We start from the raw sequence: 12,711 nt of genomic DNA, 5'->3' as shown, positions 1-12,711 counted from the left end.
CGAGGGGATACATATGACAGCAGAGGCCGCTCAACCGCAACAGCCGCTTCTTCGTGTTCAGGATCTGAAGATTCGGATTCAGATGGATAACGGAGTGATGAACGCCGTGGACGGGGTCGATTTCGAAATCCGCAGAGGCAGGACATTAGGCCTCGTGGGCGAGTCAGGCTGCGGCAAAAGCTTGACGAGCCGGGCGCTTATCGGCATTAATCCGAAGGAATGCGAGACATCGGGAACTATCGCGTACCGTTCGTCGCAAGAGCCTGGGGCGAAGGGGGAGCCGCTGGATCTGTTGGCTCTGGACCCGAATGGCCGGAAGATCCGTTCCATTCGGGGGCGGAAAATCGCCATGATCTTTCAAGAGCCGATGACGGCCTTCTCGCCGATGTACACGATCGGGAATCAGATCATGGAAGCGATTCTGATCCACCGGACCAAGAGCAAGAAGGAAGCGAAGAAAATCGCGCTCGAGATGCTGAGCAAGGTCGGTATATCGGACCAGGAAAAGCGATTCGACCAATACCCGCATGAGTTCTCCGGCGGCATGCGCCAGCGGGCGATGATCTCGATGGCGTTGTCATGCAATCCCGAGCTGCTGATCGCCGACGAGCCGACGACAGCGCTCGATGTGACGATTCAAGCCCAGGTGCTGGAGCTGATGAAGCGTCTACAGCAGGAATTCGGCATGGCGATCCTGCTGGTGACGCATGATTTGGGCATCATCGCGGAAATGTGCGATGAAGTGGCCGTCATGTATCTCGGCAAAATCGTCGAGCAGGCGCCCATGAAGGAGATTTTCCGCAATCCGAAGCACCCGTATACGAAAGGGCTTCTGCGCTCGATGCCGAGGCTGGGCGGCAATAAATCGAAACGGCTGGAATCGATCGAAGGCGCGGTTCCGATTCCGGTCAATATGCCGCCGATGTGCGGCTTCTACGACCGTTGCAAGGACCGGATCGAAGGCGTATGCAATATGCGGTCCGTGCCCGCGACGCCTATTTCCGACAGCCACACGGTCAGGTGCTTCCTGTATTCGGATCAGCAGGGAGGGCAGTAAAGATGGCGAAGCCCATACTGGAAATTAAAAATCTCAATAAGGATTTCAAAGTAAAGTCCAAAAAGGCGCTGTTCGCCAAACCGGTATCCGTGCAGGTGCTGCAGGATATTTCCTTCGATCTGCTGGAGGGGGAGACGCTGAGCATCGTCGGGGAATCAGGCTGCGGCAAGACGACGCTCGGCCGATGCATCGTGAGGGGCATGAATGCCTCTTCCGGCGAAGTCGTCTACCGAACGGAGAGCGGAGAGTCCGTTGATTTCCTGAAACTGAAGGGCGCCGATTCGAAAAGGTTCAGAAAAGACATTCAGATGATTTTCCAGGACCCGTACTCATCGCTAAGCCCGCGGATGAGCGTATTCGATATTATATCCGAGCCGCTGATCGCCAACTTCAAGCTGCCTAAATCCGAGGTGGAACGGAAAGTGTCGGCCATCGCGGAGAAAACGGGGTTAAACGCCAGCTATCTTAAACGTTACCCCCATGCCTTCTCCGGCGGACAGCGGCAGCGGATCGCCATTGCGCGGGCGCTCATTACCCAGCCGAGGCTGATCGTATGCGACGAAGCGGTATCCGCGCTGGACGTGTCGATCCAAGCCCAAATCATTAACCTGTTGAAGGATCTGCAGGAGCAATTCAAAATCACATATATTTTCATCTCGCATGATCTGTCGATCGTGGAGAACATTTCGGACCGCGTGGCGGTTATGCATCTGGGCAAGGTGGTGGAGATGGCTGACGTCGACTCCATGTTTGGGCAGCCCAGACATCCTTATACCGAGGCGCTTCTATCCGCCGTGCCGCAACCGGACCCGGATTTGAAGAAGGAGAGGATCGTCCTGGATGGCGAGGTACCGAATCCGGCGAATCCGCCCAGCGGCTGCCACTTTCATCCTCGCTGTGCGTACAAAACGGAGAGATGCGAGAAGGAAGTGCCCGTATTGCGGGCAATCGGAGATAACCATATGGCGGCCTGCCATTACGCGGATCAATTGACATTAAGGGGGGCAAGGCATGAACGGTGAACAAGCGATGGACAATGAAGCGAAAGAACTTATTATTTTTCTCGATTGCGGGGATACGATTATCGATGAAGGCACGGAGGTGCGCGACGAGCACGGCACGGTTATAGAGGGCGGAGTCATTCCAGGAGCCGATGAGATGGTAAGAACGCTGGCGGATCGCGGCTATCGGCTGGCGATCGTAGCTGACGGATCGGCCCAATCGTTCAAAAACCTGTTGACGATAAACGGTCTTTACGATTATTTCGAAGTATTGATCTACTCCGAACAGATGAGGGTCGAGAAACCGAATCCGCGCATGTTCAAGGCGGCCATGGGCGCGATGGATCTTGGCGAGCAAGACCGGAGCCGGATCATCATGGTCGGCAACAATCTGTCGCGCGACGTCAGGGGAGCGAATCAGGTCGGCATCACGAGCGTGCATCTGAACTGGACCTCGCGTTACCCGAAGACATCGGTTGATCCCGCGGAGCGGCCGGTGTACACGATCGAAGAGCCGCTTGCGCTAGTAGAGCTGGCGGATCACTTGAATGAAGGGCTCGCCTCGAAGAAGCGTGTTCAAGCATGAAAGGGCGCAACGGCTAGCCATGGCGAAAATCGATGACGTAGCACGTCTCGCTGGCGTATCCAAAGGAACTGTCTCCAACGTGTTCAGCCAGAAAAGGCCGACCAGCAAGAAAGTGACGGAAAAGGTGCTTAAAGCGTCCAAGGAGCTGAATTACGTTCCGAATCACATCGCGAGAAGCTTGGCGACAAAGAAAACGATGGCGATCGGGTTAACCGTCCCGCACGGCAACTTCTTCTTCAGCGCGTTTCACAACCAATTCATTAACGACGTCCTGCTGGAGGCTTCCCGGTTCGGCTACAGAGTGTTGCTCGATATGCTTCCGGTGCTGGAAGTGAAGACGCCCTCCCTGGCGAGCTATCCTATCGACGGCGCGATCGTGCTTGGGCCGATGGAGGAGGACGAGCGGATTCACTTGCTCCATCAGAACGGCATCCCCTTCGTCACGGTCGGCAAAATTTTCAATTCGCTTGTAGAGGACGCGCCTACGGTAAACAACGATAACGAGCGGATCGTGCATGACATTTGCGATTATTTGATCGCTAGAGGGCATACAAATTTAATGTATCTGAACGCGATGGAACGGATGACCGTTTCCGTGGAGAGAAGAGCGGCGTTCATCGAAGCACTGGCGAAGCATCAGCTCGTCATGCGGGATTTTATGCACCATTACAAGCCTCCCATCTTTGCGGACGATTATTTGCAATACGGCTATGCGGAGACGTTACGCGTCATTCGGGAAAGCGGAGAGAAGGTGACGGCGATCATTGCTGACGACGACCGCGCGGCCTTCAACGCCATGAATGCGATTAAGGATATGGGTCTTCGCATTCCCGAGGATATTTCCCTGTTCGTCATTTGCGGCGATCTATCGATGATGCATCAGACAACCCCGGCGCTGACCGGCATGGATCTTCAGCCATCCGAGCTGGGCGCGCAGTCCGTCAAGCTGCTCATGCATAAGATCGGCAGCAACGAGGGCGTATATCCGAACCATATAATTATCGCAAGTAAAATCGTGGAGAGAGCCTCCTGTTCTTCAATAGAAGGAGTGCGGTAGGTTGAAAAGACCGATGATTGGCGCCCATACGGGCAGCGGCATAAGTCCGGACAACACCCTCGCTTCGTTCATGGAAGGCATCCGAAGCGGGGCGGATATCGTGGAGGTGGACGTGCATGCCGCTATGGACGGTACGGCTGTGCTGCTGCATGACGAATCTCCATATTTGTTGACCTGCACGTTCGAGCAACTGAACCGGCCCGACATGCGGCGGCGTATTGACCMGGCTTATGAGGAGCATGAAATCGCGACGCTGGAGCAAATATTGCAAGTATCGGATCGGCTTGGAACGAAGCTGAATATCGATTTGAAATCGGCGGCCAGCATCGAACCGGCCGTCAAGCTCATTCGGCAGTACGGAGCCCRTGAGCGAGTCCATATTACGGGCTATTCGGAGACATTGACGGCTCGCTTCCCTGATATTCCGGTCATGATCAATACGCCGGTCGAGGTTGATCCACGGCAACTGGAGCAGTACGACAAGTTCGCGCAGCGCATCTGCGAAGCGGCGAAGCGAGAAGGGTACGCAGGCCTCAATATGAATTACCGGACCTGCTTCGAGCCGATCGCGGAGACGGCACACGAGTACGGGCTTACTGTGTGGGTCTATACGGTTAACGAGCTTTCGCAGATGGAGCGATTCATCCGGATGGGCGTTGATGCCATTACGACGCGCAAGCCGGAGTTGCTGCTCAGCCTCCTAGCGCCCTAAAAGAAGAAACCGCCAAGACACTAGTCTCGGCGGTTTCTTCTTTTAGGACGCATTGATTGGTTATAGTCTATTGCTATAACCATGTATAGTTTATTGGTATTGAGATATAACCAATTGGATATGTTACCTTATTTATATAATGAATTTGTGATCAAAGGAGATTAACTATGAATATTCAAACCGAACCTAAACAGCGATCCGTTACTCCCTTTCGATATGATATCGTTGGCAGCTTCCTTCGTCCTAAAGTGCTGAAAACCGCTAGATTGCAATACCAAAACGGTGAAATTTCAGCCGAGCAACTAAAGAGCGTAGAAGATGCAGAGATCGTTAAGCTTGCACAGAAACAGAGAGAGGTTGGTCTTCAAGCCATAACTGACGGAGAATTTCGCCGCTCCTGGTGGCATCTCGATTTTTTCTGGGGATTTGACGGCGTAGAACGGACAATCATTGATCACGGCTACCAATTTAACGGAGCGCAATCTAGACCCGAAACAGCTCGCTTAACCGGTAAAATAGGTTGCAGTAACCATCCGTTTGTTTCGCATTTTGCATTTTTGAAAGGAGTTGCCGGAGAGGGAGTAGTTGCGCGCCAATCGATACCGGCGGCAGCGCAGTTCTTGTTCGAGCTAGACAGGGCAGAAAATCAGGAAAGCACGAAGGCGATCTACCCGAATCGAGAAGAGCTTGTTTCCGATATTGCAAAAGCGTACAAAAGCTCTATTCTTGCTTTCTATGAAGCTGGTTGCCGCAGCATCCAAATCGACGATTGTACATGGGGAGCGCTATGCGACGAGCAATTTATGACGATCTTGGAGCAAAACGGCGTGAACGTTACCGAGTACGCGAACGAATTCGCGAGGCTGAACGAAGAAGTTGTATCCAATCTGCCGGACGATCTCGTTGTGACTACACATGTATGCCGGGGTAATTATGTTTCGACTTATGCAGGAGTCGGCGGAGGTTACGAGCCTATTGCGCAGACCCTCCTGGGTATCGATAACTATTCCGGTTACTATTTGGAGTTTGATACCGAGCGCGCAGGCGATTTTAAGCCACTTCGCTTCTTGAAGGACAACCAGCAGGTCGTGCTAGGTCTGTTTTCCTCGAAATTTGGTGAGCTAGAAAGCAAGGAAGATATACTGAAGCGTATTGAAGAAGCGAAGCAATACGTTGATATTGACCGAATTTGCTTGAGCCCGCAATGCGGCTTTGCTTCTACGGAAGAAGGCAATTATCTGACAGAGGAGCAACAATGGAGGAAACTCGCTTTTATTAAGGAAATTGCTGATGAAATTTGGAAATGAGTTATAGTCTTCGAACTGTTTAAGAGGCCGCGTTTAATGCGGTCTTTTTTTTTATTATGATTTTGTTTTTACGATAGGAAACTAAAGCATTGTAAACCGCATCAACAGCGGTTTTTTTGTTGTAAGGATATACGATCTTGTCCAACATGAAGGATTCGATGAGGCTTTATACCCCTATTCAAAATTTTCGAACCATTTATTCATTTTATTCAATTTTACAAAACGTTTAATGGGTTTTACAATAGGCTCAACGGTATCATGTTGGAAGGAGATACCATAGAATGGGGGATTTCTGATGACAAACTCGGTAATTACTCGCGGCAATTCAGCGGTTTCTCACTGTGCCTTTACGTTCGATGACGGTCCGATGCGTATTCCTGTTGATGCATGGCTGGATGCTTTGGAGCAGGGAGGGGCGTGCGGAACGTTTTTTTTAACGGGCGAGTGGTTCGATCGGTATCCGGCGAAAGCAAGAGAAATGCTCGCTAGGGGCCATGAGCTCACAACGCATACGTACCATCACCGCAATATGGCACATGTGACCAAATCCGTTTTCTTCGAAGAGTTGAAGCTGGCTGAGCTGGCTTATCAAGAGGCAACGGGACGGCCGGTTCCTGCCTTCATGCGTTTTCCTTACGCCTCATATCGGGAGGAGAATTTGGAATGGCTCCGAGAGTGGAACTACATGGTCATCGAGGGAGAGGATACCGTCGACTGGTCGGGACCACCAAGCGCGCAACTTGTGGAGCGAGTGATACCAAAGCTGGTTAACGGGGCTATTTTAATGTTTCATGCCAATGAAATCGCCAAAGAGACACCCCAGGCCGTTAAATCGCTTGTACACCATACTTACACAAAAGGTCTTGCCGTGGTTCCCGTATCCCAACTGCTTCATGCTGATGGCATCAGGACAGGCGAGCGTAGCTGGCAAGTCCGCTTCAAACCGACTCTCCAAGGTTCTTTCCATAGTGAACAGTGGAAACGTGTAACTGGGGAAGATGAATTGCGGAAGCTGGCCGCCGATTCGCTTGAATGGGGAAACCCGAACGCTCCTACAGGGACCGGCGCCTACAGTAAATGGCTACAAGAACTCTCAATGCTGATCCAGTCAGATGGCGAAACGCGTTTTGTCGCTCGCAGCTTTGCCGAACAGCACTGGGCATACGTTCGTGCTTCCGTCCGCGGCGACGCGCTAGTGCTGGAGGACTTCGCTACGAAGGAAGCACATACGGATGCCTTGGTATATATCCTGCAATGGGCGGCACATGAGGCATTAGCCTTGGGATGCGAGTGGATTACCAGCACACAGGACATGCGCCGTATTCACAAGCTGTGTGAACAGCTGGGTTTCGAAGCCGAGATTGTTTTGCAAGAAGAATAACAGTTAAGTTGAAGACATATCCAGTACAGCACAACAGCTACAGGCAAGGACTTTTTATTCTCGTCCTTGCCTGTAGCTGTTTCAATTTCTTCTGACACCAATTCCGTGTGTGTGACGGCGCAAACGGTTCGAACTGCGGTGAGTTGCAGCATGGTAGAAGAGAAACAGGTAACATGATAGCTTCAAACCCTTTTGAAAATTGTATATAGGTCACCGTGGTTGGATAGGGTATGACCGGGCCTTTTAGCCGGATGAACGAGGATGAAGAGGTGATGGAGTATTTTCCAAATACTTTAAATGTTGAAGAGACCAAGGCGTTCTATGACAGGATTTTAGACGAGTTTAAGGAATTTGGATTTGGCTTGTACGCGGTTGAGGAGAAAGATACAAATAGGTTTATTGGGTTCATTGGATTTCATCGAGCTGCGTTTGAGGCGGATTTTACACCTTGCGTGGAGATTGGATGGAGGCTTAACAAAGAGGCGTGGGGTAAAGGCTATGCAACGGAGGGAGCAAGAGCATGTTTGCTATATGGCTTAGATAGTTTAGGCTTTGACGAGGTGTTTAGTTTTACAGCGGATATTAACGAGCCTTCGAAAAAAGTAATGAAGAAATTAAGCCTTTCTTTTGTCAAAACCTTTGATCACCCGAATGTGGGGAGCAGCAGTCCGCTTTGCAAGCATGTTTTATATCATATCAAACCAAATTAATCGTCAACATTTGCTGATGGGAAATTTTAGTTGTTTCGCAATATGAATTCTAGTATTGTGAAATGAGTAAGAGCTTTAGGAGGTAGGTTACCATGACTAGCGAATTAAAACGCGACCTAATCGCTATTATTTTAGCCGTGTTGATTATGGGCGGAATCGCCTTTAAAACCTATATGCCCGATGCATTCGCAAGAAAGCCCGCTCTAACTTTGTCAATTGAAGATGCAAGCAATCGACTAGAGCGAATTGTTTCGAACAACGGAACGTATATAACCCGCTTCGATAACCAGGCACTTGAACCTGATGTATATGAAGCGTTAGCACACACTGTTAATGATTACGGGGTATCGAATGATATTCTATATGTAGCAGAATTAGTGCAGAAATATAATGACGCTGGGAGCGTGGAGAACTTATAAGAAGCATTAATAATAGTGAACGATATAAGGCAATACGTCGAGAGTAATAGGTTACAAGGCCGTTGAAGAAGTATGCGATCAACGGCCTGGCGTCTACTTTCCATCTCTCACGAACAGTTCGATTCGAGCCTTGATGGCGTCTCTGACCGTACGGAATTGTTCCATGATTTCTTCTTCCGTCCCTGTCGCTTTGGCTGGGTCATCAAAACCCCAGTGCCATTTGGTGACATTTGGATTCATAATAACAGGACAGTGCTCATCAGCATGACCACAAAGTGTAATGACATAAGTTGCACGATTCAATATCTCAGGATCAATAACATCAGAGCTATTAGCGCTAATATCAACACCGGCTTCTTTCATCACTTGAACCGCTTTAGGATTCAAACCATGCGCTTCAAGTCCAGCGCTTTTGACTTCGAAGTTATCTCCGCCAATGGCATTCATGAAACCATCAGCCATTTGACTCMGACATGAATTCCCCGTACATAGAAAATAAACAAGTGGTTTGTTAGACATTTTTAAAAGACCCCTTAGAATTGGAATTTGAATTTATGATCATCAACTTACAACTTTAAGCCAAAGATAAAGCCCGGATAATGTAATAAAGAGGACAGGTACGGTCAGGATAATACCCGTTTTAAAATATGCTCCCCATGAAATCTTAACACCCTTATTGGATAACACGTGCAACCAAAGCAAGGTAGCTAGCGAACCGATCGGAGTAATTTTCGGACCCAAGTCAGACCCAATTACATTCGCATAAACAAAAGCTTCATGAATCACTCCCGTAGAGTTCGTATTGTGAATGGCAAGCGCATTAATCATGACTGTCGGCATGTTATTCATAATCGATGAGAGGATAGCGGCTATAAATCCGGACCCGACTGTGGCTACAAACAAGCCTTGATCACCGACCCATTTAAATACATCGCCAAGTTCATTTGTCAGTCCAACATTTCTAAGACCATAAACAACGACATACATTCCAATGGAGAATGTAACTACTGTCCATGGCGCACCTTTTACAAGCTTCCAGGTATGGATCTCCCGGCTTTGACGAGCAAGCACCAAGAAGATGATGGCTGCAACACCAGCTATGATCGATACCGGTACACGAATAAACTCACTTGTTAAATAAGCGATGAGAAGAACGGCGAGAATAAACCATGAAATCTTAAACAGGCGCATGTCCTTAATCGCATCAACCGGTTTCTTTAATTGTGCCAAGTCATATTGCTTGGGTATGCTTTTCCGATAGTAGATGAAGAGTACAAGTAAACTTGCCGTGACAGAGAACAGAGTAGGGACTATCATACGACTGGCATATGCCGCAAATCCTATTCCGAAAAAATCAGATGACACGATATTAACCAAGTTACTGACGACTAGCGGAAGGGAGGCGGTATCGGAAATAAAACCGCTTGCCATGATAAACGGAAGAATCATACGATCATCAAATTTCAACGCCCGAACCATGGCCAGAACAATAGGCGTTAAGATAAGTGCAGCACCGTCGTTGGCGAAGAAAGCAGCAACCGCCGCACCTAATAGAATGACGTATACAAACATTAAAATACCGTTTCCTTTGGCAGCTCTAGCCATGTGAAGCGCGGACCACTCAAAGAAACCAATCTCATCGAGAATGAGAGATATCAGAATAACCGCAACGAACGCAAGGGTTGCGTTCCATACTATTTGCGTTACATCCCAGACATCATGAAAATCTACGACACCAAAGATAAGTGCAATTACTGCACCGCCACATGCTGACCACCCAATGTTAAGACCTTTCGGCTGCCATATGACGAACACTAACGTTATTATAAAAATGATTGAAGCAATTGCCAGCATAATGCCTCCTGGTTTATGTACAGCCTTTTACTGCATTGATTTTCTCTTGCATAGATGGAAGTTGATCGATTAGATGCCTCAAATAATCTTTGTCATCCAGGTTCAATGAATAGTAAATCCACTGACTTCGGCGTTCCTCGTTAATTAGACCGCCGATTCTTAGTTTTTTTAGATGTTGGCTAATGTTCGGCTGGGTTGTTTCTAAAATCTCAACGATATCACAGACACACATCTCCCGGTGCCGTAGAAGCGCCATAATTGTCAACCTGGTTTTATCTGAGAGAAGCTTAAGGTTATCGGACATTTCATCAATCGGTTGCAAATGGTTGCCTGCCCCCTTTCTGTAACTAGCTTGCTGACTACAGGGTTATTATATACGCAATTATTTATATAAGTAAATGATTATATTAGTGATTACTTATTTCTTATTCACATGACGTAGATGCATGATTTGGACTGCAGCAACTGCTGCTGATCCCACTTAATTCTTGTGACCTAGACACAGAGCAGACGCCAGTCTCCGGCAGATGAAGATGCACTTCACGAGCTGCTTTAAAGTCTCCATCTAATGCAGCCACAACACTACGAACTTGTTCATAGCCTGTAGCCAGCAGGAAAGTCGGAGCTCGACCGTAACTTTTCGATCCCACGATATAAAAATTTTGTTCAGGCTGACGAAGTTCCGCTTCACCATGAGGGCGTACAGTGCCGCAGCTATGAATATTGGGATCAATCAAGTCAGCTAGTTGTAAGACGGACTCCACAGCGGTATCAGCAGCATACCGCAATTCAGATAGAAACGAGAAATCAGGTCGTGATCCCGATGCCACAATAACCTCATCGATTTTATCGATAGCGTATGCCTTATCTAATTGAGTTCCATGTAGAGATAAGGTGTTTGATTCTTTCTTAATTTGATCAATAAGAAATGGCGTGTGAACCTGTACATTGCCTTGTTGTACATATTGGTTAGCTCGAGTACCTAGTGCTCCGCGTGCCGGCAGCCCGTCATTTTCTCCGCCGCCAAAGGCATCCGAAACCTTTTGCTTTCTTAGCACCCAATGAATTGTTGTTTCTGGAGTCTTCAATTTCAACTCATTTAACAAAGTGAGGGATTGGAGAGCCGAGTGGCCACTACCTACAACAACAATGTTTTTCCCAGCATAACGTTTTTTACCTGCACCCAATATATCAGGAATACCGTACTGAATGTGATCTTTATAAATGATCTCGCCATCTGCAGGATGGCCACTTGTGCTCATCGGGTTTGGTGTAAGCCACGTTCCAGTGGCATCAATGACCGCAGAAGCCTCTTTTCGGAATAACTTACCTTGCTGCTCATATTCAATAATAAAGGCCGCATGATCCCGGCCGGCTGTTTTCATTTTATCGAATCCTTTTCGATAAATGGCATTAACCGATGATTGTAGATGAATAAAAGGTTGTAGTTGTTTCAACTGAGATAGCGGTAGAAGATACTCATTAACCAGCTCTAGCCCCGTAGGCATGTGATTTTTTGCTGGAGATTGCCAACCTGACTCAAGAAGGAGCTCGTTTGCAGCTGTATCTATGTTAAACTCCCAAGGGGAGAACATTCTAACATGGTTCCAACTGAGTACAGAGGATGCGATATGAGTACCTTTTTCAAATAAAATAAATGGCATGTTTCTCTTTACGAGTTGTGCAGCAGCAGCTAATGCTACTGGTCCGCCACCGATAATAGCTGTTGGTAATTCTGCATTCATTTTTATTTACTCCTTGGATTTTACTTGCAAATTGCAAATATAAGATAAAATGTATACCTCCATTATTTTGGAGGCACACAACATGTTGCAGATTTTTGCATAGCTTCATTAAATAATTGAATGGAGCGAAGTACCGTTTCTCGTTCAAACTCACTCATTGTTGATAAGACGCCATTCAGTTGAGCATTTACGGTAAGGTTAATTGCATTTTCAACACTTAACCCTTCAGGCGTCAGGGATAGAATATTAATTCGTTGATCAGAATGATGGGGAGTTTTCTTTACTAATCCTTTATCGGTCAAGGTTTTAACTTGTCTGCTGAAAGTGGTAATGTCCATTCCTAGAGCGCCTGCAATTTCCTGCATGGAGGGATTATGCTGACGATTAATTTCATATAGGATATGGCTTTGTACAAGTGACACCTCTTGGCCGCAACAGGAATCGCAGCATTGTTCATTTAACAAACCAAAATTCCGGGACAAGATCTGAAACATATTCCTTACGTTTTCCATTTGTATGACCTCCTGAGCCAGTTATACCATTTATATTTGCAAAACGCAAATAAGAAGTTGTGATCGATTTTACAATTTCTACGACTTTTTATACAAATCAGCAGTAGCCCATACTTGTCTAATAAGCTGCTGCCGTACCTGCAAGGTTCTGGACCAGTTTATTATGGCAAGAACTATCCTAGGCTCCRTAGAGTAAAAGCTAAGTATGATCCGACAAATGTATTTAATAATCCTCAGAGTATTCCACCGGCATAATCGAGACTCTAATTAAGCGGAGAGTATAAAAGTGGAAAAGTCGCGTAATCTCGCGGCTTTTTTATTTGATTCAAATCATATTAACATTATCTAATATGATGGAGTATAATACATA

At 47.5% G+C, this 12,711-nt stretch carries 14 protein-coding genes and 1 pseudogene; 10 read left to right on the top strand and 5 right to left on the bottom strand.

All coding sequences use genetic code 11. The annotated features are described in order from the left end of the window. Positions 1-13 precede the first annotated feature (13 nt). From AC1DF0_RS19090 to AC1DF0_RS19050, 9 genes are all read left to right on the top strand, one after another. Positions 14-1,057: an ABC transporter ATP-binding protein gene (locus AC1DF0_RS19090; RefSeq protein WP_477574987.1), complete on the top strand. Its 1,044-nt coding sequence runs from the start codon at positions 14-16 to the stop codon at positions 1,055-1,057. 2 nt (positions 1,058-1,059) lie between these two features. Further along, positions 1,060-2,079 (top strand): ABC transporter ATP-binding protein, encoded by a 1,020-nt coding sequence (locus AC1DF0_RS19085; protein WP_477574986.1) that lies wholly within the window; start codon positions 1,060-1,062, stop codon positions 2,077-2,079. Beyond that, positions 2,069-2,644, top strand: coding sequence for an HAD family hydrolase (locus AC1DF0_RS19080; protein ID WP_442053099.1), 576 nt, complete (start codon positions 2,069-2,071; stop codon positions 2,642-2,644). The genes AC1DF0_RS19085 and AC1DF0_RS19080 overlap by 11 nt, the downstream gene beginning before the upstream one ends. A 19-nt stretch (positions 2,645-2,663) precedes the next feature. After that, on the top strand, positions 2,664-3,701 hold the full coding sequence (locus AC1DF0_RS19075; RefSeq protein WP_477574985.1) for a LacI family DNA-binding transcriptional regulator: 1,038 nt from the start codon (positions 2,664-2,666) through the stop codon (positions 3,699-3,701). A gap of 1 nt (position 3,702) precedes the next feature. After that, complete coding sequence (locus tag AC1DF0_RS19070; protein WP_477574984.1) at positions 3,703-4,413, top strand: glycerophosphodiester phosphodiesterase; 711 nt, start codon at positions 3,703-3,705, stop codon at positions 4,411-4,413. A gap of 167 nt (positions 4,414-4,580) precedes the next feature. Continuing rightward, on the top strand, positions 4,581-5,720 hold the full coding sequence (locus tag AC1DF0_RS19065; RefSeq protein ID WP_442053102.1) for a 5-methyltetrahydropteroyltriglutamate--homocysteine S-methyltransferase: 1,140 nt from the start codon (positions 4,581-4,583) through the stop codon (positions 5,718-5,720). A gap of 295 nt (positions 5,721-6,015) precedes the next feature. Beyond that, positions 6,016-7,101 carry a polysaccharide deacetylase family protein gene (locus tag AC1DF0_RS19060; RefSeq protein WP_442053103.1) on the top strand — a complete coding sequence of 362 codons (1,086 nt, stop codon included), beginning with the start codon at positions 6,016-6,018 and terminating at the stop codon, positions 7,099-7,101. Between the two features lie 230 nt (positions 7,102-7,331). Further along, the gene (locus AC1DF0_RS19055) at positions 7,332-7,811 is read left to right on the top strand and encodes a GNAT family N-acetyltransferase (RefSeq protein ID WP_477574983.1); all 480 of its coding nucleotides are present in this window, start codon (positions 7,332-7,334) and stop codon (positions 7,809-7,811) included. Between the two features lie 92 nt (positions 7,812-7,903). Beyond that, on the top strand, positions 7,904-8,230 hold the full coding sequence (locus AC1DF0_RS19050; RefSeq protein ID WP_477574982.1) for a hypothetical protein: 327 nt from the start codon (positions 7,904-7,906) through the stop codon (positions 8,228-8,230). Between the two features lie 93 nt (positions 8,231-8,323). On the opposite strand, the gene arsC is transcribed toward AC1DF0_RS19050, so the two are convergent. The 5 genes from arsC to AC1DF0_RS19025 all read right to left on the bottom strand — a co-directional run bounded on the left by arsC (position 8,324) and on the right by AC1DF0_RS19025 (position 12,341). Then, positions 8,324-8,749 (bottom strand): arsenate reductase (thioredoxin), encoded by a 426-nt coding sequence (arsC, locus tag AC1DF0_RS19045; protein WP_477574981.1) that lies wholly within the window; start codon positions 8,747-8,749, stop codon positions 8,324-8,326. Between the two features lie 42 nt (positions 8,750-8,791). Then, the gene (locus tag AC1DF0_RS19040; protein WP_477574980.1) at positions 8,792-10,084 is read right to left on the bottom strand and encodes an arsenic transporter; all 1,293 of its coding nucleotides are present in this window, start codon (positions 10,082-10,084) and stop codon (positions 8,792-8,794) included. A 13-nt stretch (positions 10,085-10,097) separates the two neighbouring features. Then, positions 10,098-10,406, bottom strand: a complete 309-nt coding sequence (locus AC1DF0_RS19035; protein WP_442053533.1) for an ArsR/SmtB family transcription factor — start codon at positions 10,404-10,406, stop codon at positions 10,098-10,100. A 103-nt stretch (positions 10,407-10,509) separates the two neighbouring features. Further along, positions 10,510-11,829, bottom strand: coding sequence for an NAD(P)-binding domain-containing protein (locus tag AC1DF0_RS19030; protein WP_477574979.1), 1,320 nt, complete (start codon positions 11,827-11,829; stop codon positions 10,510-10,512). Positions 11,830-11,891: 62 nt separating this feature from the next. Further along, positions 11,892-12,341, bottom strand: a complete 450-nt coding sequence (locus AC1DF0_RS19025) for a MarR family winged helix-turn-helix transcriptional regulator (protein ID WP_442052998.1) — start codon at positions 12,339-12,341, stop codon at positions 11,892-11,894. A gap of 141 nt (positions 12,342-12,482) precedes the next feature. On the opposite strand from AC1DF0_RS19025, the pseudogene AC1DF0_RS19020 reads away from it, so the two are divergent. Next, positions 12,483-12,596: pseudogene (locus tag AC1DF0_RS19020) on the top strand (BBE domain-containing protein); the annotation flags it as partial. Between the last annotated feature and the right edge of the window lie 115 nt (positions 12,597-12,711).

This window comes from Paenibacillus sp. 05T425, assembly GCF_056396205.1.
The sequence above is the reverse complement of the archived record's forward strand: the minus strand, read 5'-3'. Positions and strand labels throughout refer to the sequence as shown.